The following is a 26,318-nucleotide window of genomic DNA, read 5'->3' as shown; positions in this document are numbered from 1 at the left end:
TCTTGGCAACCAATGTAGTCGGTTTGTTCCCACTCGCAACTCAGGATCGCGGGGAAATCACCACCAAGTGAAACAGATGGGTTAAAACCCGACCTGATACGCGCCCCAAAGCAGGACCAGACCGCTGACAACACACAAAAGCCCTGCAAGTCGTCGCGCCTGTTCCGGCAATGATCGCAACGCCTCGAGCATACGTTCAATAAGCGAAGGGGCCAGCGCATAGGCCAGCCCCTCGACAATCAGAACCAGCCCGAAGGCCAGAAGGATCATACCCATTACTGGGTCGCCTGCCCGGTGGGCGATTTAAGGTAGTTGAAGAACTCGGAATCCGGGCTCAGCACCATCGAGCTGTTGCTACCGCCCAGCGCGCGTTCATAGGCCGACAGCGAGCGATAGAATTCGAAGAACTCCGGGTCTTTGCCAAAGGCTTCGGCGAAGATCGCGTTGCGTTCGGCGTCGGCTTCACCGCGAATGATCTCTGCCTCACGGTTGGCGTCGGACACCAGTTCCACCACGGTCCGGTCGGCCTGCGCGCGAACCCGCTGCGCGGCTTCGTTACCGCGTGCACGTTCGTCGGTTGCTTCACGCTCGCGTTCTGCCTTCATCCGGTCGAAGGTGGCTTCGAGGTTGGCCTGCGGCAGGTCGGTCGCTTTCAGGCGCACGTCGATCACGTTGACGCCCAGCGCCCGCGCTTCGGCAATCGCGCTGTTGCGGATGCGCAGCATCAGGGCCGCTCGGTCGGAACTCAGGATATCCCGCGAGGATACCGAACCCAGAACTTCCCGCGTTTCGGCGCGCAGGATGCGGTCCAGGCGATCTTCGGCGACCGGTACACCGCCAACACCAACGGCCTGACGGAACTGTTCAAGATCGGAGATCCGGTAACGCGCGAATGCGTCAACCACCAGACGACGATCATCCAGCGGGGTGACTTCCAATGGCTGCACGTCAATCGACAGAATCCGATCGTCGTACCGAACGACTTCCTGAATCAGCGGGATTTTGAACGCCAGACCGGGCTCTTCCTTCACGGCGACAACACGACCGAATTGCAGAACCAGCGCACGTTCACGCTCGTCCACGATGAAGATCGAGGACAACCCGGCAACGGCCAGAATTGCAACGATGATCAGGATAATGGGTGACTTACGCATCAGTTGCTCTCCGCGGCTGGGGTGCGACGCAGTTCGTTCAGCGGCAGATATGGCACAACGCCCTGCCCCTGACCGGTCGAGTTCTCGTCGAGGATGATCTTGTCGACATCACCCAGAACCTGCTCCATCCGTTCCAGATACAGGCGTTTGCGGGTCACATCAGGCGCTTTGGTGTATTCTTCGAGAACCGCGCTGAAACGGCTTGCCTCACCTTGCGCGCTGTTGATCTGCTGGGCGCGATAGGCTTCGGCTTCTTCCAGAACCTGCGCGGCTTCACCACGGGCTTCCGCCAGAACACGGTTGGCATAGGCGTCGGCGACGTTCTGCAGCCGGTCACGTTCCTGCGCAGCGGCCTGTACGTCGCGGAAAGCGGCGATCACGTCCTGCGGCGGGTCGGCCTTGTCAAAGTTCACACGGATGATGTTCACACCCGAATCATAGCTGTCCATGGTCGATTGGATCAGTTCCTGAAGACGCTCGGCAATGACGCCACGATCCCGGTTCAGAATCGGAGCCAGCTCGCTTTGCGCAATGATCTCACGCATCGCCGACTCCGACACGGCGCGAATTGTCTGGCGCGGGTCGCGCAGGTTGAACAGGAACTTGGCCGGGTCGTTGATGTTCCAGACGACCTGATAATCTATGTCGACCACGTTTTCGTCGCCGGTCAGCATCAGACCGTCGTCGCTGCCGCGTGTACCGCCCATATCTTCGGTTTGTTCACGGGTCACCGGGATAACCTCGGCGGTCACCACGGGCCAAGGCGCAAAGTTCAGACCGGGATTACCCACGGCTGAGAATTCGCCCAGAAACAGCTCAACAGACTGTTCTTCCGGCTTAACCGTGTAGAAACTTGCAGCCGCCCAAAGGCCAATCGCCACCAAGCCACCGATTATTACAGTGCCTTTGGTAAAGATCGGGCCACCGCCGCCCGAACCCTGACCATTGCCGCCACGGCCACCGCCGCGACCGCCCATCAGGACGCGCAGCTGTTCCTGGCCTTTTTTCATCAGCTCATCGATCTCGGGGATCTGCGGGCCGTCGCCTTCGGGGGGCTTGCGCCCGTCCCCGTTATTTCCCCGATTTCCTCCGTCGCCCGAGGAGCCTCCGCCCCCCCAGGGGCCACCGCTGTTGCCCGCCATATGTATCAATTCCTTCGTTTAGGCCCGTGTGATCACGGGGTCTCTTGTAACTTGTGTGCGCGCGCTTGCAAATCAAGCAGTGCGCACAGGTTGCCGCATTGTCACCAGTTCTTCGGCCATCACGGGATGAACCGCGACTGTACGGTCGAAATCTTCCTTGGTTGCGCCCATCTTTACGGCAATGCCTGCCAGCTGGATCATCTCACCCGCGCCCGGCGCAACGATATGACATCCCAGCACCTTTCGCGTCGCCTGACTGACAAGCAGCTTCATCAGAACCCGCTGCGTTCCTCCGGCAAACGCCTTTTGCATCGGTTTGAACGAGGTCGCATAGACCTCAATCGGCTCCTGCGCTGCCGCATCTTCTTCGCTGAGGCCCACGGTGCCGAATTCCGGCTGGGTGAAGATCGCGGTCGGGATCAACTCGTGATCCACAGGCGTTGGGTTGCCTTTGAACACGGTTTCGACAAAGGCCATGCCTTCGCGGATCGCAACCGGGGTCAGGTTCACACGGTCGGTCACGTCACCGATGGCGTAGATCGAAGGTACACCCGTCTGGCTGTATTCATCCACGATGATCTCGCCCTTGCGGCCGCGCTCGATCCCGACCTCTTCAAGACCCAGATTGTCGGCATTGGGCGCACGGCCCGTGGCATACATGACCACGTCGAACTGATCCTCGGTGCCATCCGTGGCTTTGACGCGGATCTTCTCGCCTTCTTTGGCCATCTCAAGCACGTTGGTGCCCAGACGCACATCGATGCCGTTCTGGCGCATCTCTTCACAGATCAGCCCGCGTGCCTCTTCATCGAAGCCGCGCAGGATTTGTGCCCCGCGATAGAACTGAGTGGTCTTTACACCCATCCCGTTCATAATCCCCGCAAACTCGCTGGCGATATAGCCGCCCCCGACGATCAGGATGCTTTCGGGCAGCTTCTCCAGGTGGAAAATCTCGTTCGAAGTAATCGCCAGATCCGAGCCCGGAAAGTCCGGTACAACCGGGCGACCGCCAGTGGCAATCAGGATGTGCTTGGCGGTCTTGCGAGTGCCATCAGCCAGTTCGACGGTATGCGGATCAACGACACGGGCGCGCTGATCAAAGCTTTCAACGCCGTTGTTCTTCAGGATATTGCGGTAGATGCCTTCCAGACGATCCAGTTCGGCCACCAGCTTGTCGTGGAACGTGTTCCAGTTCAGCGCGCCGGGCTGAATGTCCCAGCCATAGGCTTGCGCATCGCCGACCATGCCCGAAAACTCGCTGGCAAACACCATCAGTTTCTTCGGCACACAGCCCCGGATCACACAGGTGCCGCCATAGCGATCCTCTTCCGCCAGTGCCACTTTGGCTCCGTTTTCGCCAGCGGCGACGCGCGCCGCGCGAACCCCGCCCGAGCCGCCTCCGATGACGAACAGATCATAGTCAAAGCTCATGCTGGGTTCCTTCGTTCAGCTTTCAAAAAGTCTCTGGGTATCTGGGCGCAAAAACCAGACTGCCAACCCCTTGATGCACATATTTCGGTTTTTTCACGGATGCTTGCATCAAAGGTCGCGCCGGGATCAATCCGCAAGGTCCGAAAACAGGTTTTCGCGCGCGCCGCCGATCAATTGGTCCATCTCGATCGTGCCTGCATTGATATCGCGCAATTCGACCCGGCCATCGCCGTGGCCGACCACAACCTTGTCGCAGATGTCGATGAACAGGCCATTCTCGACCACACCCGGCACCTGATTCAAAACCAGTGCCATCTGGCGCGCATTACCGATCCGTTGCAGATGCAGGTCCAGAATGTGGTTGCCTTCATCGGTGACAAAGGGCGCCTCGCCATTCATGCGCAGGGCGGAAGTCGTGCCAAGCACATCCATCGTATCCAGCGCCTCTTCGATCAGGGTACGCGTGGTTTGCCAGCCGAACGGGATCACCTCGACCGGCAGAGGGAACGCACCCAGCGTTTCGACCTCTTTGCCTGCATCGGCGATCACCACCATCTGATCGCTGGCCGTTGCGACAATCTTCTCCTGAAGATGCGCGCCGCCGCCGCCCTTGATCAGGTTCAGATCACCGTCAAACTCATCCGCGCCGTCAATTGTAAGGTCCAGCCACCCGGCCTGATCCAGCGAGACGACCTCGATCCCGACCTCACGCGCCAGTTGCGCAGTACGGGTCGAGGTCGGGACACCCTTGAACCGCAACCCTTCTTGCTGCGCGCGCTCACCCAAACGTCGCACCAGCCAGGCGGCGGTCGAGCCGGTTCCCAATCCGACACGCATCCCGTCTTCGACCATCTCTGCCGCGCGTCGGGCCGCGACGTATTTTGCGGTATCGATTGGCGACAATTCTCCGGTCATTGGCAGCATTCCCTGATTGGTCTGCCAGACTTATACGGAATGCACATCGCGACTTCGAGACCCAATTCACCCGGCATCCCTGCGAAAGATGTCGCAAGACTACGCGTTTCCGATAGGAAACGTCGCAATCATGTCTTTTTGGATTTGCGGTGCGGTATAAATAGACCTCATGACGACGTCCTACCGCCTGCACTATGCCCCCGACAACGCCTCGCTGGTGATCCGGCTGGTGTTGGAAGAGATGGGCCAACCCTATGACACCGTTTTGGTCGACCGGCGGCAGAACGAACAGGACAGCGTGGCCTATCGTGCGCTGAACCCAAACGGGCTGATCCCGGTTCTGGAAACGCCCAACGGACCAATATTTGAAACAGCGGCCATTCTGTTGTGGTTGGCTGACACACATGGGCAACTTGCCCCTGCACCGGACAGCCCGGATCGGGCGGCGTTCCTGAAATGGCTGTTCTTTGCGTCAAACACGCTGCATGCCGATCTGCGCATTCTGTTCTATGCCGAGAAATACATCGATGCCGCGCAGGCCGAGCCTTTGCGCCAAGGTATCCGTCCAAGGCTGCGCACCCATCTGAAACATCTGGATACCGAGGCCGCAAAGGCCCCTGACTGGCTGAACGCTGACAAACCATCGATCCTGACCTACTACCTCGCCTGCATGATGCGCTGGATGGCGCTGTACCCGGCAAGCGCGGATCGCAGCTGGTATCAGTTGGCGGACACGCCGTATCTGCAGGCTATCCTGATGCAGCTTGAATCCCGCCCCGCGACCCGTGCGGCCGTTGCAGCCGAAGGTCTTGGTGTCACCCCGTTCACCTCTCCGATCCACGCCAACCCTCCAGAAGGCTCAGCTATCTGACATGTTCCTTTCCGTTTTTGATATGTTCAAAGTCGGCATCGGCCCGTCCTCATCACACACAATGGGCCCGATGGTCGCTGCGGCGCGTTTCCTTGACATGATGCGCGCCTCACCGTTTGAGTTCGCCGGGCTGCGCGGATCGCTGCACGGGTCATTGGCGTTTACGGGTGTGGGACATGCCACCGACCGGGCGACAATTCTTGGTCTGGCCGGGTTCGTGCCCGACACCTATGACAACGACAAGGCCGAGGCTGCCATGGCCGCGATTGCCGAGACGCATACGGTCACGCCTGAGGGGCTGCCGACCCTGAAGTTCGACCCCAAGGCAGATCTGGTCTTTGACTACGACCACAACCTGCCCGGCCACGCCAATGGCATGATCCTGATGGCCACCGATGCGCAGGGCGATGTGATCCTGCGGCAGGTGTTCTATTCCATCGGCGGCGGCTTTGTTCTGACCGAAGAGGAACTGGCCGAAGGCAAAGCGACAGATGAAGGCGCACCCGTTCCGTTCCCCTTCAAGTCAGCGGTCGAGATGCTGGAGATGGCCGCCTCCAGCGGTAAGTCCATCGCCCAGATGAAGCGCGAGAACGAAATCGCGCGCGGATGCGCGGACAGTTTCGCCAAAGGAAGCGCGCGTCTGTGGCAAGTGATGAACGATTGCATCGAACGTGGCCTGCACACCGATGGCATTCTGCCCGGCGGTCTGAGCGTGCGTCGCCGCGCCAAGGGCATCTATGACGCGCTGATGGCTGAACGCGGCATGAACCTGACTGCGCCGCACACGATCAACGACTGGATGAGCGTTTACGCCATGGCCGTGAACGAGGAAAACGCAGCCGGAGGCCAGGTTGTCACCGCCCCCACCAACGGTGCGGCGGGCGTTCTGCCTGCGGTTCTGCGCTATTACCTGGACCACGTGCCCGGTGCATCGGAAAGCCATATCGAGGATTTCCTGCTGACCGCCGCCGCTATTGGGGGTCTGGTGAAATTCAACGCCTCGATTTCGGGGGCCGAAGCGGGATGTCAGGCCGAGGTTGGCAGCGCCTCGGCCATGGCCGCCGCCGGTTTGTGCGCCGTGATGGGCGGCACGCCCGAGCAGGTGGAAAACGCCGCCGAGATCGCCTTGGAACATCATCTGGGCATGACCTGCGATCCGGTCGCGGGTCTGGTGCAGGTGCCCTGTATCGAGCGCAACGGCCTGGGCGCGATCAAGGCCGTCTCGGCCGCGTCGCTGGCATTGCGCGGGGACGGCAAGCATTTCGTACCCTTGGATTCCGTCATAGAAACCATGCGCCAGACCGGGCATGATATGCATGAGAAGTACAAAGAGACATCGCTTGGCGGCTTGGCTGTGAACATCCCAAACTGCTGAGGTCAGACAGGAGGCGGCATCATGCGTGGACATTGCCTATGCGGCAGGATCGCGTTTGAGGTTGATCCTCCGATCCTGTCCTGCGTCTCGTGTCATTGCGACAGCTGCCGCCGCCAATGCGCCGCACCCATGACCACCTATTTCGCGGTCCGCGACACCCAATGGCGCTGGACCAAAGAGGAACCGAAGAGTTTCAATTCCTCTCCCGGTGTCGTGCGCACATTCTGCCCGCATTGCGGAACGCCGATCTCTTTCCGCTCGGCCAAGATGTCGGATGTGCTGCACTTGTATGTTGCGACGCTGGAAACCCCCGAAGCGCTGCAACCGACCCTGCATGTGTCGCATGAAGAGAAACTGGACTGGCTGCATCTGGATGATGGTCTGCCGACCTGCACCGGCCCGGATTACACCAAGGTCCAACCCCTTCCGGACGCCTGAGAACAGAGCTTTCCCCCGCGCCGCGAAACCGCTAGCGTCGCGACCATGACCCAGGATCGTCCCGTATTCGGCATCGTTCTGATGCTCGGCTTTTGCGTGCTTGCGCCGCTTGGCGACTCGATGGCCAAGCTATTGGGGGAAACAACGCCTCTGGGCCTGCTGGTGCTGGTGCGCTTTGCCATACAGGCGGCGATTCTGATCCCGCTGATTGCAGTCACGGGACGGCCATGGCGCATGCGGGGGCGCGTTCTGCGGCTGACCCTGATCCGCACGGTTCTGCACATCATCGGCATAACCGCCATGTTCAGTGCGTTGCAGTTTCTGCCGCTGGCGGATGCAATTGCCATCGCCTTTGTCATGCCCTTCATCATGCTGCTGCTTGGGAGATACGTCTTGCAGGAAGAGGTCGGCCCGCGCCGCCTGATCGCCTGTATCGTCGGTTTCATCGGGACCTTGCTGGTGATCCAGCCCAGCTTTGCCGAGGTCGGATTGCCCGCCCTGCTGCCCCTGATCGTGGCCGTGGTTTTTGCCTTGTTCATGCTGGTGACGCGTCAGATCGCCAAGGAAACCGATCCGGTCTCCCTGCAGGCCGTGTCCGGGGTGTTTGCCACGGTCCTGCTGCTGCCGGTGGTCCTTTGGGGCACCAATGCGGGGATTTGGGAATTGTCCTTGATCATCCCCGCTGGCAACACCCACTGGCTGTTGCTGGCCATCGGCGTGCTGGGAACGGTCGCGCATCTGCTGATGACCTGGTCGCTGCGCTATGCGCCGTCGGCCACGCTGGCACCGATGCAATATCTGGAAATCCCGGTTGCGACCCTGATCGGCTGGCTGATCTTTCACGACTTGCCCGACGGGATCGCGGCGTTTGGCATTCTGATCACAATCGGTGCCGGGCTCTACGTCATTCTGCGTGAGAGGGCCACCGCCCGATCTGGTCCGACAGAAACGCCTGCATAACCTGATCCAGCGCCGCGCGCGGCACCATCAGCAACATGCCCGGCCCGTCCATATGCAGTTCGACATCCGACACCGCGCAGTTCGAGGTTCCGACCCGACCATCCGGTTCGAACACCAACCCTTCGATCGGCCATTCCAAACCCTGGCTGCGACCCGTGACACGCCGCATCGGAAACAAGGACACGATATCGCCGGGTGTCAGGTGCAGGGTGATCCGGGGCGGTGCGTGGAACACCACCTCATGTTCACCCAGCAGGATGCAGGGACGATCCAAGCGCGCGACCAGAGTGTTCAGAACCGCCAATTGATGATCCAACCGCCCGCCCAGAAACCCGGCGCCCAGCACCAGCGGGGCCTCTATGTGCCTCAGCGCCTTGTCGAAATCCGTACTGTTCTGCTCTGAGATTTGAAACAACCGATCCGCTGGCAGCTGCGCCTTCACAGGCTCACTCATCGAATCGAAATCGCCGATCACGGCCTCGGGAATTATGTCCGAATCGACCAAAATGGCCGCTCCGCCATCCGCCGCGACAACCGATCTGACGCGATTCAGCACCAAATCCAGGTCATCAAACCCGACAAATCCCCCTCCAAACAGGCCAATTGGACCGTTTGAACGCACAATCGGCTCATTTTTTCTAAGATTGATCATTTTTCCCGGATTTGGACACATTCAGACCACAAAATGATAGGTTCATGCAGAAAGTTCTGAGCCGATGTGTGTGCCCGATTCCGGGTAGGTTGGCTCTCGTAGTTTGTAGAGGACGTGCGTCTGATGGTACAGAATAACAAGGTATTGACCGTTTCTTATGGGACTTTCTCCTGCACTTTGGAAGGGTTTGACGACTCGTTCGAAACGATGAAGTCCATTGCCGAGTATTTTCGCGACCTCGCAGCAGATGACCGGTATTTCGGTTCGGAACCCCCCCAGCCCGACGCCGAGATGCTGACCCGTATTGCGCAGCGCGACGCCTCGCAGCACGTGGAAGCCCGGCAAAGCGAAAGCGGCCTGTTGCTGCGCGCCACCGAAGCCTCCCCCGCACCGTTGGCCGCGCCTGCCCCTGCCCCCGTACCATCTGAGGTGAACGTGGCCCGAACTCCGGCCCCGATGCCGGTGCACCAGCCCGCGCCGCAGACGTCGTTTGAACAAGCTGATGCCGTACCTGCCCCTGCTGCCGACAGCATCGCCGCAAAACTCCAGCGCATCCGCGCCGTGGTCTCGCATTCGGACGCCACCCCTGTCGCCTATTCCGAAGATGATGACTCGGCCCTGCTCAGCGCCGCCCCGGCTCCGGTTGACGCCGTAACCGCCGCGTTCGAGGCCGGTGCGCTGAGCGCCGAAGACCTCGAGCCGCAGAAGCCAACGTTCGAACCGCAGCCCGTGGCCATGAAAGAACCGGCGCCTGCTCCGGCCGCGTTCTTCGAAGATGAGGCGGAAGACGATCAGCCCGCCGATGTCTTGTTCTCGGATTTCGAAGATATCGCTGAAGACGATGCGGGTGATGATGGCATTCTGAACATCCTGAGCGATCACGAAGCGAAGGCGGAAGCCGAAGAAGAACCTCAGGAAGACGTTGCGCCCGGTGTTCTGACGCTGGACGACGAGGTCAACCTGCTGAACAAAATCTCGAGCGTCGAGGCAGATATGTCCGACCGCGTGGACCAGAAACAGCCGGATGAGCGCGCATCGGATCAGGACGTTCTACGCCTGATGGCCAAAGCTGATGAACAGATGGGCGACCCGGCCACCAGCGACGCGCGTGAGACATATTCGCACCTGCGCACTGCTGTAGCGGCCACCGAAGCCGAAGGTGAAATCGACAAGGCATCACCTGACCAGCAATACCGTGGCGATCTTGCCTCGGTTGTCAGCCCGCGCCGCCCGGAAATTCAGGTCACCAGCATGCGTCCGGAATCCGATGACGCCGCGCCGCTGAAACTGGTTGCAGAACAGCGTGTAGACGACGAAGCCGTCGAAGCCGGCCCGGTCATGCCCCGCCGCGTAACCACGCAGCAGGACGACAGCGCAGCGGATGAAGGCGGCTTTGCGCAATTCGCGCAGGATCAGGGCGCGCAGTCCCTGCCCGATCTTCTGGAAGCGGCGGCGGCCTATCTGTCCTTCATCGAAGGTCAGGAACAGTTCTCGCGCCCGCAGCTGATGAACAAGGTCCGCTCGTTGAAGCAGAACGAATTCAACCGCGAAGAAAGCCTGCGCTCCTTTGGTCAATTGCTGCGCGACGGAAAGATCCAGAAAGCAGGCGGTGGCCGGTTCGCAGCCTCGAACCTGATCGGTTTCCGCCCGGATGATGAACGCGCGGCGGGCTGATCACTCAATCAGAAAGACGAAGGGCCGAGAGATACCTCTCGGCCCTTTTCTTTTGCCAGCAGTTTAGGCGGCGATGTCTCAGTATCGAGTCAAGACTCGTCCGGATCCTCTTTGCCAACTCCCCGGAATACGAACTTGAAGGGCAAGGCCCAGACAATGCCAAGGGCAATGTAAACCAACAGCTCAACCAGGATCGACGGGCGATCCAGCCAGTTCACAACGGTCACCACCGCAACAATGTAAAGCGGCAGGCCGACCAGCAAAATCACCAGCGACCAGCGGCGGCGGGCCTTGTAACTCAGGCCCGGCTTTTTGTCCTTGCCCATCAATCTGCGAACGGGTCGGTCACCAGAATGGTGTCGTCCCGCTCCGGGCTGGTGGACAAAAGCGCCACGGGGCATTCGATCAGTTCTTCGACGCGGCGCACGTATTTGATCGCGTTGGCCGGCAGGTCGGCCCAGCTGCGCGCGCCTTCGGTGGATTCGCTCCAACCCGGCATCTCTTCGTAGATCGGGGTGCAGCGCGCCTGTTGGTCGGCAGCCGTCGGCAGATAGTCCAACCGCTCACCGTCCAGTTCATAACCGGTGCAGATTTTCAGCGTCTCGAACCCGTCCAGAACATCCAGCTTGGTCAGCGATATGCCGTTCACACCGCTGGTCGCACAGGTCTGGCGCACAAGGCAGGCATCGAACCAGCCACACCGGCGTTTGCGGCCTGTTACCGTGCCAAATTCGTGGCCACGGGTCCCCAGGCGCATCCCGTCATCATCGTCCAACTCGGTCGGGAAAGGCCCCTCTCCCACACGAGTGGTATAGGCTTTGACGATGCCCAGCACAAAATCAACAGACCCCGGGCCGATACCCACACCCGTCGCCGCCTGACCGGCAATCACGTTGGAAGAGGTCACAAACGGGTAGGTTCCGAAATCAATATCCAGCAACGCGCCCTGCGCGCCTTCGAACAGGATCCGCTTGCCCGCCTTGCGCTTTTCGTTCAGCACCTTCCAGACCGGGGCGGCAAACGGCAGTATCTGCGGCGCAATCTCTTTCAGCTGGGCGATCAGCTTGTCCCGATCCACGGCTTCGATGCCCAGACCCTTGCGCAACGGATCATGGTGCTGCAACGCGCGGTCCACACGCGCCTCAAGCGTCGCGTCATCGGCAAGATCGGCAACACGGACAGAGCGTCGCCCGACCTTGTCCTCATAGGCCGGACCAATGCCGCGACCGGTGGTGCCAATCTTCGTGCCCTTGCTGGCCGCCTCTTCCCGCGCACGATCCAGCTCGCCATGGATCGGCAGGATAAGTGGTGTATTCTCAGCAATCATCAGCGTCTCGGGCGTGATCTCGACGCCCTGCTTACGGATTGACGCGATCTCAGTGACCAGATGCCACGGGTCCAGAACGACGCCGTTCCCGATCACGCTCAGCTTTCCCCCACGCACCACGCCTGAAGGCAGTGCGTTCAGCTTGTAAACCTCGCCATCGATAACCAGAGTATGCCCCGCATTATGTCCACCCTGAAAACGCGCGATGACGTCCGCCCGCTCGCTGAGCCAGTCGACGATCTTGCCTTTTCCTTCGTCACCCCACTGGGCGCCGACAACAACCACGTTGGCCATATCCGGTCCTTTTCGTGCTGAGTAATCAAACTCGGCTCGTATAACGGGGCACAGAGGACAGGGAAACCGCTATTTCGCCGCAGATGTAAATCGCGCTGCCGCGCGATGCCTCCGGCGGGGATATTTATAGCCAGATGAAGATCGGATCCCCTGCTTCATCTGGCCAAAAATATCTCGGGGGAGACGCCCGGAACGGGCGGCGGGGGCAGCGCCCCCTACCCGCCTGGTCGCAAGTGGACGGGCTGGCCATGGGGTGTGGTCAGATACGCCTGCTCCCATGCGCGGTGAAGCATCTGCACGTCTTCCGGCAGCGCCGCGCCCTGTTCGACCAGCAACCCTTCGAGCGTTTCCAGCCAGGCGAGGAAATAGTCGTCACCGCCATCCAGTTCACGGTCCAGCCCGTTGCGCTTCAACGTGTCCGAAAACCGGGCCGCCCAATCGGGCCAGCCGAAACGTCCGGCTTCATTCAGGGCAACCGTTACGGCAAAGACCTGCGCGTGCCAGGGCTCGGCAAACACCGGTTCCGGCGCAGTATGGGTGGTGCAGTCGCTCATGCGGGCTCCAGATAGCTTTGCCAGAGGTCCAGCACGACCTCATCATCCGGGTGTTCGGGGGCGGCCCAAAGCTCGGACGCTGGGAAGACAACGGCATATAGCGGTTCCGGTGCTTCACCCAAACGATGAGCGTTGGAATCTGGCAGGACATGGGTGCCATGCAATCGCAGGATACGACCTCGCGCGCCGGCAGCATAGACAGGCAAGCGCGTGTGACCACCATCGACAAAGCGATTGGCAGCTGGTCGCGCTGTCACCACCTGCTGACCGATCGTAAAACGCGCGGCAACGTTTGAAGGCCGATCTGCTGGTCCGCCCTTTGCAAGTGCAGCGGCGACAGCCTCGGCCTTCAGCGTCTTGTCCGTCAACGGATGCGGCGCATCATCTCCGGCCCCTCGCAGATCATCCAGGCTCAGCACGCCTTGTTCGACCAACAGATCGGCAAGGCCCGAGAGCCATTTCTCATAGTAGGAAAACCAGGTGTAATCCTTGGGCGACAACCGCTCGCGCGCGTGGCGAGATATGTCGATGTTCCACTGCCCCAGAAAACCGGCAGCCAGCGTCACGGCCAAAGCCCGCCCGTGCCAGTCTTCGGCAAAGACCGGCGCGTCCTCAGCCTCGGGCCGGATTTCGCCATCGCCAAAGCGTCCGCCCATGTCGTGAACACGTGTCATGAGGGCACCTTGGGCAAGCCCGTCCCGATCATGCTGTCGCGTGTCACCAATGCGGTCAGCTCATCCTCGCCCATACCTTCTGTGCCTTCGGGACGCATCGGCAACACAAGGTACCGAATCTCGGCGGTCGAATCCCAGACACGCACTGCGGTGCTTTCGGGTAAGGTAACGCCGAACTCGGCCAGTACTTTGCGTGGCTCCCGCACGGCACGGGCGCGATAGGCATCGGATTTGTACCATCCGGGCGGGATACCCAGCAGCGGCCACGGGTAGCAACTGCACAGGGTGCAGACGACCATGTTGTGCTGCCGGGGCGTGTTTTCGACGGCGACCATGTGTTCACCCTGACGGCCGTAGTACCCCAGCTCGGCAACGACCGGCGTGGCATCTTCCAACAGTGCCGCTTTGAAATCAGGGTCGCTCCAAGCCTTTGCCACGACGCGCGCGCCGTTTTGCGGGCCGATCTTGTTCTGGTAGGTGTCGATGATCTCATCTAATGCTGCCGGATCGATTAGCCCCTTGCGGATCAGAATCGTCTCCAGCGCCTTGACGCGCAGCGCGGGTTCGGGTGGCAAAAGGGCGTGCGGGTGGTCGGGATCGTCATGAGGCATAGCCCGAAGCCTGCGTCAGGATTTATCGCTCTGTCCAGTCCCTTTGCTGTGATATGATACATCACGCGGGGTGATGTGAACTCGTGTCTTGCCCCCAAGTTGAAACTTGCATAAGTACCACGCGATACACGTCACGCTGCACGGGACCACCATGGAAAACGTTGTTCTCATCATCCACCTTCTTTTGGCTTTGGGCCTGATTGCCGTTGTGCTGATGCAGCGGTCCGAAGGCGGTGGCCTTGGCATGGGTGGCGGCGGCGGCGGTGCCATGACCGGCCGCGCAGCGGCGACGGCATTGGGCAAAGTGACCTGGATTCTGGCGGCCTGCTTCATCGTGACCTCGATCACGCTGACCATTCTGGCGGCGCAGAAATCCTCGGGCAGTTCGGTGATCGACCGTCTGGGCGTTCCGGCCCCTGCGGCAACCGAAGAAAGCACACCTGCGGTTCCGTCGGCAGATGATCTGCTGCCTCCGGCAGAAGGCGACAACGCGCCGCTGATCCCGCAGGCCGACTGATCCACTAGACCTAGAAACCTGAAAGAGAACTGCAACAGCATCTTGCGGTTCTCTTGCGCTATGCGCGCGAATCCTTTATACGTGAAGTCCCGTGATGCAGCGGTTTTTCGAAACCGTCGGGCAGCTGATTTTGACCTCTCACGGGAGCAGCCGAAAAACTATGGCGCGATTTATTTTCATCACTGGTGGTGTGGTTTCGTCCTTGGGCAAAGGACTGGCCTCGGCGGCCTTGGGCGCGCTGTTACAGGCCCGGGGATATTCGGTGCGCCTGCGCAAGCTGGACCCCTATCTGAACGTCGATCCCGGCACCATGTCGCCGTTTGAACATGGCGAGGTTTTCGTCACCGATGACGGGGCCGAGACCGATCTGGACCTTGGCCACTATGAACGTTTCACCGGCGTGGCGGCCCGCAAGACCGACTCGGTCAGTTCGGGGCGGATTTACTCCAACGTGTTGGAAAAGGAACGCCGCGGGGATTACCTCGGCAAAACCATTCAGGTGATCCCGCACGTCACCAACGAGATCAAGGATTTCATCGCCATCGGCGAGGATGAGGTTGATTTCATGCTGTGCGAGATCGGCGGCACTGTCGGCGATATCGAAGGCCTGCCCTTTTTCGAAGCCATCCGTCAGTTCAGCCAGGACAAGCCGCGCGGTCAGTGCCTGTTCATGCACCTGACGCTGCTGCCCTATATCAAGGCGTCGGGTGAGTTGAAAACCAAGCCGACCCAGCACTCGGTCAAGGAACTGCGGTCCATCGGTCTGGCCCCCGATATTCTGGTTTGCCGCTCGGAAGGACCGATTCCGACCAAGGAACGCGAGAAGCTGGCACTGTTCTGCAACGTGCGCCCGGACAGCGTGATCGCGGCGCAGGATCTTTCGACCATCTACGACGCCCCGCTGGCCTATCACCGCGAGGGTCTGGATCAGGCGGTTCTGGATGCGTTCCAGATCAGCCCTGCACCCAAGCCCGATCTGGCCAAATGGGAAGACGTCAGTGACCGCATCCACAACGCCGAGGGCGAGGTGAAGGTGGCCATCGTTGGCAAATACACCCAGCTGGAAGACGCCTATAAATCGATTGCCGAGGCGCTAACCCATGGCGGCATGGCCAACCGCGTCAAGGTCAAGGTCGAGTGGGTGGATGCCGAGATTTTCGACACCGAAGACGCCGCCCCGCATCTGGAAGGCTTCCACGCGATCCTCGTGCCCGGCGGGTTTGGCGAGCGTGGAACCGAAGGCAAAATCAAAGCGGCGCAATATGCACGTGAGCACAAGGTGCCCTATCTGGGTATCTGTCTGGGGATGCAGATGGCCGTGATCGAAGCGGCGCGCAATGCGGCGGGCATCGCCGAGGCAGGGTCCGAGGAATTTGACCACGAAGCGGGCAAGCGGCGGTTTGAACCCGTGGTTTACCACCTGAAAGAATGGGTGCAGGGCAACCACAAGGTCGAGCGCAAGGTCGGCGATGACAAAGGCGGCACAATGCGGCTGGGGGCCTATAACGCGGTTCTGGCCGACGGCTCCAAAGTGGCAGAGGTCTATGGCGGCACTCAGATTGAGGAACGTCACCGCCACCGCTATGAGGTGGACATCAAGTATCGCGACAAGCTGGAAAAGGCGGGCCTGAATTTCTCGGGCATGTCCCCCGATGGCCGGTTGCCGGAAATCGTCGAATGGTCGGATCATCCGTGGTTCATCGGTGTGCAATACCACCCCGAATTGAAATCCAAACCGTTCGATCCGCACCCTTTGTTCCGCGACTTTGTGCGCGCGGCCAAGGACACGTCGCGTCTGGTCTGATCCGGTCGCTGCAAAGTGATGTACCGACACAATTAAGCGCTTAGCGAATGCCCGGCATGGGGTTAACTGTTGAACAAGCTTCGACAGGAGATACCCCATGACCACCCAAGCCCAACACGCCGAAACCTTCACCCGCCTGCACAAGAAAGGTGATCCGGTCATCCTGTTCAACATCTGGGACGCAGGCAGCGCCGCGGCCGTGCGCGACGCAGGTGCGCAGGCGATCGCGACCGGCAGTGCCCCGGTCGCGATGGCGCAGGGGTTCAAGGACGGCGAGAATATCCCGCTGCAGGCCGCCTTGGACAATGCAAAACGCATTGTGGCCGCGGTCGATCTGCCTGTTTCTCTGGATTTTGAGGGGGCTTATGCCGCTGATCCTGACGGGATTGCGGAAAACGTATTGCGGGCCCTGGACTGCGGGGTGGTGGGCTTCAACTTCGAGGATCAGATCGTCGGCGGTGATGGCCTTTACCCCATTGCCGAGCAGGCCACACGGATTGAAGCGATGCGCAAGGCGTGTGATGCGGCAGGGGTTCCGGCCTATATCAACGCCCGGACCGATATCTTCCTGAAAGCGCACGCCGACACGCATAACGCAGCCATGCTGGACGACGCGGTTGCCCGTGCGGCGGCGTTCCAGTCCGCCGGGGCCAGCGGGTTCTTTGCCCCCGGCCTGAAGGACGAAGCGATGATTGAGCAGCTCTGCGCAGCAACGGAGCTGCCGGTCAACATCATCGCCCTGCCCGGCACCCCGGACACACCGCGATTGGCAACGTTGGGCGTGGCGCGTGTCAGCTATGGCCCAGTGCCCTATCGCCAGATGGTGGCATGGCTGACGGAACAGGCACGTGGCGCCATCGACTACGCCAAGTAGGCGTCTGGTGACCTAGATTCAGGGACCGGACAATCTCAGTATCCCGACGTGTCACAAAAATGCGGATACCAATTCGCCAAGGCTGGGCGGGATTCGGTCGCTCTCGGCGATCTTGTGAAGATTCATGCCTATGACGGGTAGTCCCAGCTTGGCGCGCCACAAAATATGGACTAACCTGACCTCATGTTGAAAAAGTTCTTTCAGGCGTTCAGACCGCCTCAGACCCAGCAACTGCCTGACCCTGATGCCGAACTGGCGTTGGGGGCGTTGATGGTGCGGGTGGCGCAGGCGGATCGCGATTACAAGCTGGAAGAAATCAGCCTGATCGACCGGATTCTGGCGCGCCTTTATCAGCATAACGCAATCGAAGCCGCCAAGGTGCGCGCAACCTGCGAGAAACTGCATGCAGCCGCCCCCGAAACCGACACGTTCGGCAAGCTGATCCGCGAGACCACGGGTCTTGAGGAGCGCATGGCCGCGCTGGACGCCCTGTGGGAGGTGGTGCTGGCCGATGGCGACTCGGATGAGGGTGAGATCAAGATCGTCGAGGAAGCCCGCGCTGCCATGGGGCTCAGCTTTAACGACAGCAAGGCCGCGCGCGAACGTGTGCAAAGCCGCTTGGAAGCCAGCTAAGCCACGTCTATATCTGTGTCATGTTTAGTGATTTTCTGTCCCGGCTGACCCAGCCCGATCCCGACCCGTTGGTCGAAAACGATGCCCGGCTGGCCCTGACGGCCCTGTTGGTCCGCATCGCGCGATCCGACAATGACTATGCCGACACTGAAATGGCCGGGATCGACAAGGTCTCGGCCGAGCGCTATGGCCTGTCACCGTTCGAGGCCGCAGCCCTGCGCGCCCAGGCCGAAGACCTTGAGGCCGAAGCCCCCGACACCGTCCGCTTTACCCGCGCCATAAAAGAGGCCGTCGCCTACGAGGATCGTATGGCCGTGGTTCAGGCTATGTGGTCAGTCGCGCTGGCCGATGGTCAGCGCACCGGCGAAGAGGATTCGCTGCTGCGTCTGGTTGTTAGCCTGTTGGGCGTCAGCGACGTGGATTCGGCGCGCGCCCGTCAGAAGGCTGCAAAAGCGTGACAGCGATGCTGGGCATGTATGACATGCCCGCCCTGCGCGCCGCCAATGACCGATTCTGGTCTTTGATCCATGCGAATCTGGGCTATGGCCCGCAGCATCTGGACCGATCCCGAGATGTCTGGGACGTCTGGCAGGATTCCGCTCTGATTTTTGCCCAGACCTGCGGGATGCCCTACCGCACCCGGCTGCATGGTCAGGTGCAGTTGGTTGGCACCCCGGATTACGACCTGCCCGGATGCCCCGCTGGCCATTATTGCTCGGTCCTTGTCGCCCGTGCGAATGATCCGCGCGATCTGGGCGATCTGACCAACGGAATTTTTGCGTATAATGAGGCGCTGTCTCAATCCGGTTGGGCTGCCCCGATCACGCATCTGACCGCGCTGGGTCTGGCTCCGACCCAGCTTTTGGAAACAGGCGGCCACGCGCTGTCCGCTCAGGCCGTGGCGGAGGGTCGCGCAGACTTTGCCTCGTTGGATGCGCTGACATGGGAGTTGCTGAAAGAGCATACAGATCTGGGCAGCCGTTTACGCGAAATCGCCCGCACGACCCCGACCCCTGCCTTGCCGTTCATAACCTCGCTCGGCCAAGATGCGGACCAGATCGCCAAGGCTGTTCGGTCCGCCATTGTGGACCTTTCGGATGATGACAGGCGGCGGCTTCACATCTGCGGGTTGATCGATATTCCGGCGGATCAATACCTTGCGGTTCCAACTCCGCCCACGCCCGAAGCATTTTCGCGCAGAAGCTGACCGATTTGGTCATACCCTCTGGCCATTTTGGTTGATTAACCGCACGAATCTGTGATTTGCGCATTGCATTGCGCCCGTTTTTCCGCCCTATTACCGCACCAATACCAACAACAACTGGACCTTCCGTGTCAGACGCATCTGCCGTAATCGAGATCAGGAACCTTCACAAAAGCTTCGGTAATCTCGAGGTGCTCAAGGGCGTGGACATCACCGCAAAACGCGGCGACGTCGTGTCCCTGATTGGCTCATCCGGCTCTGGCAAATCCACCCTTCTGCGTTGCTGCAACCTGTTGGAGGACAGCCAGCAGGGCGAGATCATGTTCAAGGGCGAGCCGGTGAAGTGGAACGGGTCAGGAAACGGACGTCGCCCTGCCGATCCCAAGCAGGTCCTGCGCATTCGCACCAACCTGTCGATGGTGTTTCAACAGTTCAACCTGTGGGCGCACATGACCATTTTGCAAAATGTCATGGAAGCTCCGGTAACCGTTTTGGGCCGTGACAGGGCCGAAGTGGAAGACAGCGCGCGTAAGTACCTTGAAAAGGTTGGCATCGGTGACAAATGCGACGTCTACCCCGCGCAACTGTCCGGCGGCCAACAGCAACGCGCGGCCATCGCGCGCGGCCTGTGCATGGAGCCCGAGGCGCTGTTGTTTGACGAGCCGACTTCGGCGCTGGACCCCGAGTTGGAGCAGGAAGTCATCAAGGTCATCAAGGACCTGGCCGCCGAAGGGCGGACGATGATCATCGTGACCCATGACATGAAGATGGCAGCGGATATCTCCAGCCATGTCGTGTTCCTGCACCAAGGCCGGATCGAAGAAGAGGGCACGGCCGAAGATATCTTTACCTCTCCCGAATCCGAACGGCTTCGGGGCTTTCTCTCTGCCACTCAGGCGGCATAGTTTCAAAAACAGAACCAAACTGGGGAGTAACCAATGAAAAACCTGATTCTGTCCACCGCAGCGCTGGCCCTAACCGCCGGTATCGCCATGGCCGACACGGTCCGCATGGGGACCGAGGGCGCCTACCCTCCGTATAACTTCATCAACGACGCCGGCGAGATCGACGGGTTCGAGCGTGAAGTGGGCGACGAGCTGTGCAAACGCGCTAATCTGGACTGCGAATGGGTCAAGAACGACTGGGATTCGATCATTCCGAACCTGGTTTCGGGCAACTACGACACCATCATCGCGGGCATGTCGATCACCGACGAACGCGATGAAGTTATTGATTTCACTCAGAACTACTTCCCGCCTGCAGCCTCGGCCTATGTCGGCGCATCTGATGGCGTTGACGTGAGCAGCGGCATCGTTGCGGCGCAGACTGCAACCATTCAGGCCGGTCACGTCGCCGAATCCGGCGCGACTCTGGTTGAATTCGCAACCCCGGAAGAAACCATCGCAGCCGTCCGCAACGGTGAGGCTGACGCTGTCTTCGCCGACAAGGACTTCCTGGTCCCGATCGTCGAGGAATCCGGTGGTGAGCTGGTCTTTGTCGGTGATGACGTCCCGCTGGGCGGCGGCATTGGCCTGGGCATCCGCGAATCCGATGGCGAGCTGCGCGGCAAGTTCGACGAGGCGATCACCTCGATGAAGGCCGATGGCTCGCTGAACGAGCTGATCGTCAAGTGGTTCGGCGAAGGCGTGCCGACCTATAACTCTGACGGTTCGGTCGTCACCAACTGATCTGCACACATGGGTTCGGCGCCCCTCATAGCGCCGAACCTGTCCTGGCCTTGCGCCGGGGCTGACGTTCGAAAGACGCCGTATGTTTTCCTATTGCGCTGATCCCGACACGCTGGGCACGTTCCGCTGGTTCTCGTGCTACCTGACCAACGGTGTGCACTGGTCGTTCTACCTGTCGTTTCTGAAGGTCCTCGGGTTGCTGGCCGTGACCGCCCCGGTCGCGCTGAGTTTCGGGTTTGCAGGTGCAATGGCAGCCCGGTCGCATTTCGCTCCGCTCAGCTGGTTGGGCAAAGGATACATCGCGGTCGTACGCGGCGTGCCCGACATCGCGTTCTTTCTGTTCTTTGTGATTGCTCTGGATCAGGCGTTCGAATGGACACGCCACCAAGTTATGTGTCCCGAATGGACCGACCCGGTGCGTCAGGGCAATGACTTCATCGTCTGTCAGGCCGCAAAACTGCCCTTGGGTAGCGCACCGGAATGGGTACACGAAACCTACGGGTTCGTGCTGGCCGTCATCACCTTCTCGATCGTCTTCGGTGCGTTTGCAGCCAACGTGCTGTTCGGCGGGATGCGGGCGGTTCCGCATGCCCAGCTTGAGACCGCCGAAGCCTATGGCATGACCCGCCGCCAGACGTTCTGGCGTATCCTCGTGCCGCAAATGTGGGTCTACGCCCTGCCCGGCCTGTCGAACCTGTGGATGGTGCTGATCAAGGCGACGCCACTGCTGTTCCTGCTGGGCATCGAGGACATCGTCTATTGGGCCCGAGAGTTGGGTGGCACCAAAACCTCGCGCTTCACCGATTACCCGCATGGCGACTGGCGCATGTGGTACTTCCTGTTCCTGCTGATCTTCTATCTCGGCATGACCCGCATCTCGGAAATCGTGCTTGAAAAGCTGATGCGCCGCCTGTCCCACGGTCAGGCCACCGCGGGCGGAGAGTTGCTGCGCAAGGAGACGACGGCATGACAATCGCGCTTCAAAACCTCAACCGGGTGCCGCACGCGATTGCAATGCAATGGCTTTCGCGCACGCGGTCTCCTTTGCAAGGAGCCCGGGCATGAGTTGCATCCAGACAATTCAGGACTACGCCCTCCGCTCTGTCGGCATTGGCGAGCGCTTGTTGCCCAAATCCGACTTTACCCTGTGCGAGCAGTTCACGCTGATTGGTTCGGGCATGATCTGGAATGTCTATTTCGGGATCATGGCCCTTGCGACCGGGTTCTTTCTGGCCACCGCGTTGGCCGTCGGCAAGGCGTCCCCGAACAAATGGATGCGCAAGCCTGCGGAATGGTTCATCTTTCTGTTCCGCGGCTCGCCTTTGTTCATCCAGTTCTTCTTTGCCTATTTCTTCTTCCTGTCGCTGAAGAAACCCTATCCGATGTTCGACGCCTTCACGTCGGCCTGGCTGGGGGCGCTGATCGTTCTGTTCCTCAATACCGCCGCTTATACGGGTGAGATCTTCTATGGCGCCCTGCGCTCGATCCCCAAAGGCGATATCGAGGCGGCGGATGCCTATGGCATGACCGGCTGGGCCCGCTTCCGCCGGATTGTATGGCCCACTATGTTGCGACTGGCATGGCCTGCATACACGAATGAGGCGATCTTTCTGTTCCACGCCACAACGCTGGTCTTCTTCTCGGCCTTCCCCGCCTGGCAACAACGCGGAGATGCGCTGTATTACGCCAGCTATTTCGCGGACAAGACGTTCAACCCGTTTGTGCCTTACCCGATTCTGGCCTTCTACTTCATCCTGCTGACGCTGGTGATCATCTGGGGCTTTGGACTGGTCAACAAACGCCTGAACCGGCATTTGCCCGCCGCGAAACAGAGCAAGATGAAGTTCAAACTGAACCTGGCGCGCTGAATTCAGGCGCGCCATTGGCACACCGCAATGACCCGCCAAAAAGCGCGAGTTTTGTGTTTCATATTGGGGAAGTGGTACCGCCTCCCTGGCTTGAACAGGGGACCTCTGGATCCACAATCCAGCGCTCTAACCAACTGAGCTAAGGCGGCACTCGTGAGGGGCGATTTACCGAACGCGCCCGGGGAATGCAAGAGGATTAAAGCTGAATTTTCCAGCTTTGTTCGACAAGATCGACCCCGAAAGACCGCACCGGTTTGCTGTCCACCAACTGCCAACCGGTGGCCTTGTACAGCGCGCAGGCGGCCTTGTGGCTTTCATGGGTCCATAGCTGCATCTGTCTGTATTCGGCAGCCCGAGCAAAACCCATACAGGTTGCCAAAAGCCGCTTGCCCAGCCCCAAACCGCGCGCCTCGGGCACCAAGAGGAACAGACGGAGTTTTGCCGTCTGGTCATCCAGCCTGACGCAAAAGATACTGCCCAACCGCTCTCCGTCCCGCTCGGCGATCCAGCCGCGCTCGCAGGTCGGATCATGATCCGCGATGAAGTCGTCGAGAATACGCGCCACCAGCGGGGCGAATGTCTCATCAAAGCCTTCGTCCCGCGCATAAAGCGTGCCGTGCCGTTCAACCAGCCACGGAGCATCTTCGGCCCGGAATTGTCTGAGATCCACATTTGCCATGCCATATCTGAGCGCATTGGCGGCTTGATTCTCAACCCCGCGCGCGCTAGCACGAGTGCTCAGTCCCGGAGGCGCGTATGGGTATCAACACCGAACGAGACATTCAGGCCAACCTTCAGATCGGGCCTACCGATCAGGGGATGGTGCGTTTGTTCATCGAGGCCGATGGCATCGAAATTCCAATGGATTTCGACCCCGAAGAGGCTGAAGAAATCGCCGACGAACTGCGCGCAGCAGCACAGGCGGCGCGCGCCGTCAAAGACTGACCAGCTTCAAATTCGCGGATCACGCAGCGCCAGCAGACGGCGGGCCGCGTCGGTTGCAAATTTCTGGATCATCTTCTTGCGCCGCGCCGGGGCCAGCTTGTCTTCGGGTGCCATTCTGATGATCTCTGCATCATAAGCGTCGGCGATGATCAGGCCGGTTTCCTCGGGCAACAGCTCGGTCGGGAACTCGGTATCCACGGCCCAAAAGAATCGGTCGCACCACTCCAGATAGCCCTGCCATTTCGAATCCGACTGATAATCGGCGCGACTGGATTTACACTCGATCACCCAAAGCTCACCCTTCGGGCCCAGCCCCATCACATCGACGCGCAGGCCACGCGCCGGAACGAATTCCTCAACGGAAACAAAACCATGCGCGGTCAGGTGACGCGCCACGCCACGCGCAAGTTTCTGTCCGGGTTGCAGATCCAGTGTCATGTGAGAAATGTGAACAATTCGTGAACAAATGTAAAGCCTCCGCACGGGACTTGACATGATACCGTATGGTACTGCATTAATATGATACCAAATGGTATCTTTACCGAGGTGACAAATGCAGACCCTAACCCAAAACGCGTTTCGTGCGCTGGCCGACCCTACCCGGCGTGACATCGTCAAACTGCTGGCGTGCGAGGATATGACAATCGGCCAACTGACGGACCGCTTCGACATGACCCGCGCCGCCGTCAAGAAACACCTGACGGTCCTGTCTGATGGCGGGTTGATCACGGTTGAGGCGCGCGGTCGTGAACGCATCAATCGCATAGAACCCCGCGGTATGGCCCCGGTTCTGGACTGGCTCAGCTACTTTGACCAGTTCTGGGATGACCGCCTCAACTCTCTCAAGGAAGCTATTGAAAGGAAAGACAAATGACCAAATCTGTATTACAAAAAACGATTTTTCTGCGGGCCGAACCGGAAACCGTATGGGCCTATTTGACCGAGCCCGATAGGCTGGCGGAATGGTTCCACAAACCCCAGCGCCCATTGGCCAAGGGTCAAAAGCTTGAGATGTACGGAACCACCAGCGGCGACCTTTTGATCTGGGGCGACGTCCGCGAGGCGCGCGCGCCGGAATATCTGGAATACACCTTCACCGTGAAACCCATGGGCGACGCCGTCAGCGTGGTCAAATGGACGCTTACTCCGGTTGCGGGCGGAACGCGTCTGAGCCTGTTGCACGAAGGCCTGCCGCAGAATGCCGACGCCTTCGGCCTTATCCTGGCGCTGGACAACGGCTGGGACGAGCATTTCGGCAAGATGCGCACGGCATTGCACGAAACTGTTGATGCGTGACCCCTTGTGCGAACCCGTCAGACGCCCTAACTAAGCGCTTGGCGGGTTCTGCCCTTCTTGTGACAGGTAGCATTCTGGTGGCCTTAAGCAATTCCGAGGGGGCTGGCTCTGTTCAGGTCCTGGCCTGATTACCCGGCGCCCACCTGTACATACAGGTCCTCGGGAATCACACCGCACGGTTGGCTGGCGGTCCCGCCACTTTTCCCCTGAAATTCAGCGCTCTGCGCGGGCTTCCTGCTTGGCCATAGCGGGCTTGAAGCTGTGCACGACGGGCGATCCGCGACGCGGACCACCGGGCTTTTCGGCCATGCTCATGATCTTGTAGGCGAACTGCACCCCGGCAAAGACGATCCCGTTCATGAACCAGATCATCGCAAGCGCGATCAACCCGACCTCGGACCCGAAAATCAGCCCCCGCAGGTTCGCGACATTCAGCGCCAGCAGCACGCCGACAAACACAGCCGAGATCACAAATCCCCATGCAACTTGCGTAATGTAAAGGCGGATCAGTTTGGGCATCACAAAGCTCCTTGTCTGATGCCACGAGGATAGCGCATGGTCGAACAGAGTAAACCGCGCCCCGCCGGGGTGCGACACTGTATGCGGAGTTTCAATGAATGCCCTCAGCCTGTTCGCGCTTGACCTACTCGAAGCGCTGTCTTTGCGTCACGACGATCAGGAACGGTGGGAGTTCACGTTAGACCGGCTGGCCGAGATCGGATTCAACGCGCTGAACATGGTGTGCTTCACGCCCGAGACCGGCGCGATCCATTGGGTGCGCAGTTCGATGTCCAAGGGCTGGCTGAACCGCTACGACACGCAAGGCTATGCCGAAGCGGACCCCATGCTGGCGCAGGTTCAGAACGGCAAGGAAAGCCTTTACGTGCAGGCCGCAAGCCTGAAACCGTCGGATGGCCATTCCGACAAGGCGCTGGGTCTGAACCACGATCTGGAGAAGGCCGGATATATCCACCTGTATTCTCTGGTCGTGCCCTGCCCCGACAACGAGACCAAGCTGGTCGTGCTGGCCTCGGACCAACAGGACGTCCAGTTGATGATGACCGAACAGCAGCGGGACATGCGCGTCTTGGCCACCGTGCTGGCCACCAATCTGGGGTCGGACATCCCCAGCAATCATGGCCGTGTCTACGACATCGCCAGCATCGCACCGACCGCGCCGGACATGACACTGCGGGAATTGCAGGTTCTGAACCTGCTGGCGCTTGGCCACCGCAACGACAGGATCGCTGAACAATTGGGCCTGTCCGAGATCACGATACGCACCCATCTGAAAAACGCGCGTGACAAACTGCAGGCCCCAACCCGCGAATCCGCCTTGGTCCGCGCGATGCAGCTGGGCCTGATCGATCCGCAGCGCTATCGGAATCGATAGGTGGCGCGTCAGAGGATTTCCGTT

The 26,318-nt window shown here is 60.1% G+C and carries 33 protein-coding genes and 1 tRNA gene; 19 read left to right on the top strand and 15 right to left on the bottom strand.

The features are described 5' to 3' along the window. Positions 1-81 precede the first annotated feature (81 nt). The 5 genes from ACR0KJ_RS01985 to rpiA all read right to left on the bottom strand — a co-directional run bounded on the left by ACR0KJ_RS01985 (position 82) and on the right by rpiA (position 4,642). Positions 82-276, bottom strand: a complete 195-nt coding sequence (locus tag ACR0KJ_RS01985; RefSeq protein ID WP_170330952.1) for a DUF2065 domain-containing protein — start codon at positions 274-276, stop codon at positions 82-84. Then, complete coding sequence (hflC, locus tag ACR0KJ_RS01980) at positions 276-1,154, bottom strand: protease modulator HflC (protein WP_170451499.1); 879 nt, start codon at positions 1,152-1,154, stop codon at positions 276-278. The genes ACR0KJ_RS01985 and hflC overlap by 1 nt, the downstream gene beginning before the upstream one ends. Beyond that, on the bottom strand, positions 1,154-2,296 hold the full coding sequence (hflK, locus tag ACR0KJ_RS01975) for an FtsH protease activity modulator HflK (protein WP_480625855.1): 1,143 nt from the start codon (positions 2,294-2,296) through the stop codon (positions 1,154-1,156). The genes hflC and hflK overlap by 1 nt, the downstream gene beginning before the upstream one ends. A 72-nt stretch (positions 2,297-2,368) precedes the next feature. Beyond that, entirely contained in the window at positions 2,369-3,727 is a 1,359-nt protein-coding gene (gor, locus tag ACR0KJ_RS01970) for a glutathione-disulfide reductase (RefSeq protein ID WP_170621593.1), read from the bottom strand. Between the two features lie 126 nt (positions 3,728-3,853). Further along, the gene (gene rpiA, locus ACR0KJ_RS01965) at positions 3,854-4,642 is read right to left on the bottom strand and encodes a ribose-5-phosphate isomerase RpiA (RefSeq protein WP_480625854.1); all 789 of its coding nucleotides are present in this window, start codon (positions 4,640-4,642) and stop codon (positions 3,854-3,856) included. Between the two features lie 169 nt (positions 4,643-4,811). Here rpiA and ACR0KJ_RS01960 point away from each other — a divergent pair, with 169 nt between their 5' ends. The 4 genes from ACR0KJ_RS01960 to ACR0KJ_RS01945 are packed head-to-tail and all read left to right on the top strand — an operon-like array spanning position 4,812 to position 8,286. Further along, the gene (locus ACR0KJ_RS01960) at positions 4,812-5,513 is read left to right on the top strand and encodes a glutathione S-transferase family protein (protein WP_480581690.1); all 702 of its coding nucleotides are present in this window, start codon (positions 4,812-4,814) and stop codon (positions 5,511-5,513) included. Between the two features lies 1 nt (position 5,514). Next, positions 5,515-6,888 carry an L-serine ammonia-lyase gene (locus tag ACR0KJ_RS01955; protein WP_170451509.1) on the top strand — a complete coding sequence of 458 codons (1,374 nt, stop codon included), beginning with the start codon at positions 5,515-5,517 and terminating at the stop codon, positions 6,886-6,888. Between the two features lie 21 nt (positions 6,889-6,909). Continuing rightward, on the top strand, positions 6,910-7,326 hold the full coding sequence (locus ACR0KJ_RS01950; RefSeq protein ID WP_170451511.1) for a GFA family protein: 417 nt from the start codon (positions 6,910-6,912) through the stop codon (positions 7,324-7,326). Positions 7,327-7,371: 45 nt separating this feature from the next. Beyond that, positions 7,372-8,286, top strand: a complete 915-nt coding sequence (locus tag ACR0KJ_RS01945; protein WP_480625853.1) for a DMT family transporter — start codon at positions 7,372-7,374, stop codon at positions 8,284-8,286. Here the strand turns inward: ACR0KJ_RS01945 and ACR0KJ_RS01940 are convergent. Then, on the bottom strand, positions 8,231-8,908 hold the full coding sequence (locus ACR0KJ_RS01940) for a thiamine diphosphokinase (RefSeq protein ID WP_480625852.1): 678 nt from the start codon (positions 8,906-8,908) through the stop codon (positions 8,231-8,233). The genes ACR0KJ_RS01945 and ACR0KJ_RS01940 overlap by 56 nt on opposite strands. 153 nt (positions 8,909-9,061) lie before the next feature. Here ACR0KJ_RS01940 and ACR0KJ_RS01935 point away from each other — a divergent pair, with 153 nt between their 5' ends. Next, a complete protein-coding gene (locus ACR0KJ_RS01935) occupies positions 9,062-10,612 on the top strand; it encodes a midas domain-containing protein (RefSeq protein ID WP_170451517.1) in 1,551 nt (516 codons plus the stop codon). A gap of 89 nt (positions 10,613-10,701) precedes the next feature. Here ACR0KJ_RS01935 and ACR0KJ_RS01930 read toward each other — a convergent pair whose 3' ends face one another. From ACR0KJ_RS01930 to nthA, 5 genes are all read right to left on the bottom strand, one after another. After that, the gene (locus tag ACR0KJ_RS01930) at positions 10,702-10,938 is read right to left on the bottom strand and encodes a DUF2842 domain-containing protein (RefSeq protein WP_170451519.1); all 237 of its coding nucleotides are present in this window, start codon (positions 10,936-10,938) and stop codon (positions 10,702-10,704) included. Further along, positions 10,938-12,233 (bottom strand): adenylosuccinate synthase, encoded by a 1,296-nt coding sequence (locus tag ACR0KJ_RS01925; RefSeq protein ID WP_170517796.1) that lies wholly within the window; start codon positions 12,231-12,233, stop codon positions 10,938-10,940. Before ACR0KJ_RS01925 ends, ACR0KJ_RS01930 begins: the two co-directional genes overlap by 1 nt. Before the next feature lie 215 nt (positions 12,234-12,448). Next, positions 12,449-12,787, bottom strand: coding sequence for a nitrile hydratase accessory protein (locus ACR0KJ_RS01920; protein ID WP_480625851.1), 339 nt, complete (start codon positions 12,785-12,787; stop codon positions 12,449-12,451). Next, positions 12,784-13,461 (bottom strand): nitrile hydratase subunit beta, encoded by a 678-nt coding sequence (gene nthB, locus ACR0KJ_RS01915; protein WP_480625850.1) that lies wholly within the window; start codon positions 13,459-13,461, stop codon positions 12,784-12,786. The genes ACR0KJ_RS01920 and nthB overlap by 4 nt, the downstream gene beginning before the upstream one ends. Continuing rightward, positions 13,458-14,072 carry a nitrile hydratase subunit alpha gene (gene nthA / locus ACR0KJ_RS01910; RefSeq protein WP_170451527.1) on the bottom strand — a complete coding sequence of 205 codons (615 nt, stop codon included), beginning with the start codon at positions 14,070-14,072 and terminating at the stop codon, positions 13,458-13,460. Before nthA ends, nthB begins: the two co-directional genes overlap by 4 nt. A 151-nt stretch (positions 14,073-14,223) precedes the next feature. On the opposite strand from nthA, the gene secG reads away from it, so the two are divergent. From secG to ACR0KJ_RS01860, 10 genes are all read left to right on the top strand, one after another. Continuing rightward, entirely contained in the window at positions 14,224-14,589 is a 366-nt protein-coding gene (gene secG / locus ACR0KJ_RS01905) for a preprotein translocase subunit SecG (RefSeq protein WP_170453086.1), read from the top strand. A 160-nt stretch (positions 14,590-14,749) separates the two neighbouring features. Next, positions 14,750-16,393 (top strand): CTP synthase, encoded by a 1,644-nt coding sequence (locus tag ACR0KJ_RS01900; protein ID WP_170451529.1) that lies wholly within the window; start codon positions 14,750-14,752, stop codon positions 16,391-16,393. A gap of 97 nt (positions 16,394-16,490) precedes the next feature. Continuing rightward, positions 16,491-17,267: an isocitrate lyase/PEP mutase family protein gene (locus ACR0KJ_RS01895; protein WP_170451531.1), complete on the top strand. Its 777-nt coding sequence runs from the start codon at positions 16,491-16,493 to the stop codon at positions 17,265-17,267. Positions 17,268-17,450: 183 nt separating this feature from the next. Continuing rightward, entirely contained in the window at positions 17,451-17,900 is a 450-nt protein-coding gene (locus tag ACR0KJ_RS01890) for a tellurite resistance TerB family protein (RefSeq protein WP_170451533.1), read from the top strand. A 20-nt stretch (positions 17,901-17,920) separates the two neighbouring features. Further along, a complete protein-coding gene (locus ACR0KJ_RS01885; protein WP_480625849.1) occupies positions 17,921-18,358 on the top strand; it encodes a tellurite resistance TerB family protein in 438 nt (145 codons plus the stop codon). Then, positions 18,355-19,107: a phosphate/phosphite/phosphonate ABC transporter substrate-binding protein gene (locus ACR0KJ_RS01880; protein ID WP_480625848.1), complete on the top strand. Its 753-nt coding sequence runs from the start codon at positions 18,355-18,357 to the stop codon at positions 19,105-19,107. The genes ACR0KJ_RS01885 and ACR0KJ_RS01880 overlap by 4 nt, the downstream gene beginning before the upstream one ends. 125 nt (positions 19,108-19,232) lie before the next feature. Then, the gene (locus ACR0KJ_RS01875; protein WP_170451539.1) at positions 19,233-20,009 is read left to right on the top strand and encodes an amino acid ABC transporter ATP-binding protein; all 777 of its coding nucleotides are present in this window, start codon (positions 19,233-19,235) and stop codon (positions 20,007-20,009) included. A 33-nt stretch (positions 20,010-20,042) separates the two neighbouring features. Next, a complete protein-coding gene (locus ACR0KJ_RS01870; protein WP_170451541.1) occupies positions 20,043-20,792 on the top strand; it encodes a transporter substrate-binding domain-containing protein in 750 nt (249 codons plus the stop codon). Between the two features lie 82 nt (positions 20,793-20,874). Beyond that, entirely contained in the window at positions 20,875-21,762 is an 888-nt protein-coding gene (locus tag ACR0KJ_RS01865) for an ABC transporter permease subunit (protein ID WP_170517773.1), read from the top strand. A 91-nt stretch (positions 21,763-21,853) separates the two neighbouring features. Then, complete coding sequence (locus ACR0KJ_RS01860; protein ID WP_170451545.1) at positions 21,854-22,660, top strand: ABC transporter permease subunit; 807 nt, start codon at positions 21,854-21,856, stop codon at positions 22,658-22,660. 72 nt (positions 22,661-22,732) lie between these two features. Here the strand turns inward: ACR0KJ_RS01860 and ACR0KJ_RS01855 are convergent. Further along, positions 22,733-22,809: transfer RNA gene (locus ACR0KJ_RS01855), tRNA-His, on the bottom strand. A gap of 47 nt (positions 22,810-22,856) precedes the next feature. Beyond that, complete coding sequence (locus ACR0KJ_RS01850; protein ID WP_170451547.1) at positions 22,857-23,339, bottom strand: GNAT family N-acetyltransferase; 483 nt, start codon at positions 23,337-23,339, stop codon at positions 22,857-22,859. A gap of 77 nt (positions 23,340-23,416) precedes the next feature. On the opposite strand from ACR0KJ_RS01850, the gene ACR0KJ_RS01845 reads away from it, so the two are divergent. Next, on the top strand, positions 23,417-23,605 hold the full coding sequence (locus ACR0KJ_RS01845) for a DUF6324 family protein (RefSeq protein WP_170451549.1): 189 nt from the start codon (positions 23,417-23,419) through the stop codon (positions 23,603-23,605). 6 nt (positions 23,606-23,611) lie between these two features. Here the strand turns inward: ACR0KJ_RS01845 and ACR0KJ_RS01840 are convergent, their stop codons facing one another. Beyond that, on the bottom strand, positions 23,612-24,043 hold the full coding sequence (locus ACR0KJ_RS01840) for an MmcB family DNA repair protein (protein ID WP_170451551.1): 432 nt from the start codon (positions 24,041-24,043) through the stop codon (positions 23,612-23,614). A 115-nt stretch (positions 24,044-24,158) separates the two neighbouring features. Here ACR0KJ_RS01840 and ACR0KJ_RS01835 point away from each other — a divergent pair, with 115 nt between their 5' ends. Both ACR0KJ_RS01835 and ACR0KJ_RS01830 read left to right on the top strand, forming a co-directional pair. Beyond that, a complete protein-coding gene (locus ACR0KJ_RS01835) occupies positions 24,159-24,479 on the top strand; it encodes an ArsR/SmtB family transcription factor (RefSeq protein WP_480625847.1) in 321 nt (106 codons plus the stop codon). Continuing rightward, on the top strand, positions 24,476-24,901 hold the full coding sequence (locus ACR0KJ_RS01830; protein ID WP_170621580.1) for an SRPBCC family protein: 426 nt from the start codon (positions 24,476-24,478) through the stop codon (positions 24,899-24,901). The genes ACR0KJ_RS01835 and ACR0KJ_RS01830 overlap by 4 nt, the downstream gene beginning before the upstream one ends. A 213-nt stretch (positions 24,902-25,114) precedes the next feature. Here the strand turns inward: ACR0KJ_RS01830 and ACR0KJ_RS01825 are convergent, their stop codons facing one another. Beyond that, on the bottom strand, positions 25,115-25,420 hold the full coding sequence (locus ACR0KJ_RS01825; protein WP_170621579.1) for a hypothetical protein: 306 nt from the start codon (positions 25,418-25,420) through the stop codon (positions 25,115-25,117). 94 nt (positions 25,421-25,514) lie between these two features. On the opposite strand from ACR0KJ_RS01825, the gene ACR0KJ_RS01820 reads away from it, so the two are divergent. Beyond that, positions 25,515-26,294, top strand: coding sequence for a response regulator transcription factor (locus tag ACR0KJ_RS01820; RefSeq protein ID WP_480625846.1), 780 nt, complete (start codon positions 25,515-25,517; stop codon positions 26,292-26,294). Positions 26,295-26,318: the final 24 nt, after the last annotated feature.

This window comes from Ruegeria sp. AD6, from assembly GCF_056542325.1.
Note: the sequence above shows the minus strand (reverse complement) of the source record. Positions and strands in the feature narration are given on the sequence as shown.

What these genes read in the sequence shown, in the direction of transcription:
- ACR0KJ_RS01930 (WP_170451519.1), bottom strand. Translation starts at nt 10,938, where the DNA reads ATGGGCAAGGACAAAAAGCCGGGCCTGAGTTACAAGGCCCGCCGCCGC.
- ACR0KJ_RS01960 (WP_480581690.1), top strand. Translation starts at nt 4,812, where the DNA reads ATGACGACGTCCTACCGCCTGCACTATGCCCCCGACAACGCCTCGCTG.
- nthB (WP_480625850.1), bottom strand. Translation starts at nt 13,461, where the DNA reads ATGACACGTGTTCACGACATGGGCGGACGCTTTGGCGATGGCGAAATC.
- ACR0KJ_RS01850 (WP_170451547.1), bottom strand. Translation starts at nt 23,339, where the DNA reads ATGGCAAATGTGGATCTCAGACAATTCCGGGCCGAAGATGCTCCGTGG.
- ACR0KJ_RS01885 (WP_480625849.1), top strand. Translation starts at nt 17,921, where the DNA reads ATGTTTAGTGATTTTCTGTCCCGGCTGACCCAGCCCGATCCCGACCCG.
- ACR0KJ_RS01985 (WP_170330952.1), bottom strand. Translation starts at nt 276, where the DNA reads ATGGGTATGATCCTTCTGGCCTTCGGGCTGGTTCTGATTGTCGAGGGG.
- ACR0KJ_RS01820 (WP_480625846.1), top strand. Translation starts at nt 25,515, where the DNA reads ATGAATGCCCTCAGCCTGTTCGCGCTTGACCTACTCGAAGCGCTGTCT.
- gor (WP_170621593.1), bottom strand. Translation starts at nt 3,727, where the DNA reads ATGAGCTTTGACTATGATCTGTTCGTCATCGGAGGCGGCTCGGGCGGG.
- ACR0KJ_RS01955 (WP_170451509.1), top strand. Translation starts at nt 5,515, where the DNA reads ATGTTCCTTTCCGTTTTTGATATGTTCAAAGTCGGCATCGGCCCGTCC.
- ACR0KJ_RS01890 (WP_170451533.1), top strand. Translation starts at nt 17,451, where the DNA reads ATGTTGAAAAAGTTCTTTCAGGCGTTCAGACCGCCTCAGACCCAGCAA.
- ACR0KJ_RS01935 (WP_170451517.1), top strand. Translation starts at nt 9,062, where the DNA reads ATGGTACAGAATAACAAGGTATTGACCGTTTCTTATGGGACTTTCTCC.
- ACR0KJ_RS01945 (WP_480625853.1), top strand. Translation starts at nt 7,372, where the DNA reads ATGACCCAGGATCGTCCCGTATTCGGCATCGTTCTGATGCTCGGCTTT.
- rpiA (WP_480625854.1), bottom strand. Translation starts at nt 4,642, where the DNA reads ATGACCGGAGAATTGTCGCCAATCGATACCGCAAAATACGTCGCGGCC.
- ACR0KJ_RS01840 (WP_170451551.1), bottom strand. Translation starts at nt 24,043, where the DNA reads ATGACACTGGATCTGCAACCCGGACAGAAACTTGCGCGTGGCGTGGCG.
- ACR0KJ_RS01825 (WP_170621579.1), bottom strand. Translation starts at nt 25,420, where the DNA reads ATGCCCAAACTGATCCGCCTTTACATTACGCAAGTTGCATGGGGATTT.
- ACR0KJ_RS01860 (WP_170451545.1), top strand. Translation starts at nt 21,854, where the DNA reads ATGAGTTGCATCCAGACAATTCAGGACTACGCCCTCCGCTCTGTCGGC.
- ACR0KJ_RS01925 (WP_170517796.1), bottom strand. Translation starts at nt 12,233, where the DNA reads ATGGCCAACGTGGTTGTTGTCGGCGCCCAGTGGGGTGACGAAGGAAAA.
- ACR0KJ_RS01870 (WP_170451541.1), top strand. Translation starts at nt 20,043, where the DNA reads ATGAAAAACCTGATTCTGTCCACCGCAGCGCTGGCCCTAACCGCCGGT.
- ACR0KJ_RS01920 (WP_480625851.1), bottom strand. Translation starts at nt 12,787, where the DNA reads ATGAGCGACTGCACCACCCATACTGCGCCGGAACCGGTGTTTGCCGAG.
- ACR0KJ_RS01835 (WP_480625847.1), top strand. Translation starts at nt 24,159, where the DNA reads ATGCAGACCCTAACCCAAAACGCGTTTCGTGCGCTGGCCGACCCTACC.
- secG (WP_170453086.1), top strand. Translation starts at nt 14,224, where the DNA reads ATGGAAAACGTTGTTCTCATCATCCACCTTCTTTTGGCTTTGGGCCTG.
- ACR0KJ_RS01830 (WP_170621580.1), top strand. Translation starts at nt 24,476, where the DNA reads ATGACCAAATCTGTATTACAAAAAACGATTTTTCTGCGGGCCGAACCG.
- ACR0KJ_RS01895 (WP_170451531.1), top strand. Translation starts at nt 16,491, where the DNA reads ATGACCACCCAAGCCCAACACGCCGAAACCTTCACCCGCCTGCACAAG.
- ACR0KJ_RS01845 (WP_170451549.1), top strand. Translation starts at nt 23,417, where the DNA reads ATGGGTATCAACACCGAACGAGACATTCAGGCCAACCTTCAGATCGGG.
- hflC (WP_170451499.1), bottom strand. Translation starts at nt 1,154, where the DNA reads ATGCGTAAGTCACCCATTATCCTGATCATCGTTGCAATTCTGGCCGTT.
- nthA (WP_170451527.1), bottom strand. Translation starts at nt 14,072, where the DNA reads ATGCCTCATGACGATCCCGACCACCCGCACGCCCTTTTGCCACCCGAA.
- ACR0KJ_RS01900 (WP_170451529.1), top strand. Translation starts at nt 14,750, where the DNA reads ATGGCGCGATTTATTTTCATCACTGGTGGTGTGGTTTCGTCCTTGGGC.
- hflK (WP_480625855.1), bottom strand. Translation starts at nt 2,296, where the DNA reads ATGGCGGGCAACAGCGGTGGCCCCTGGGGGGGCGGAGGCTCCTCGGGC.
- ACR0KJ_RS01865 (WP_170517773.1), top strand. Translation starts at nt 20,875, where the DNA reads ATGTTTTCCTATTGCGCTGATCCCGACACGCTGGGCACGTTCCGCTGG.
- ACR0KJ_RS01950 (WP_170451511.1), top strand. Translation starts at nt 6,910, where the DNA reads ATGCGTGGACATTGCCTATGCGGCAGGATCGCGTTTGAGGTTGATCCT.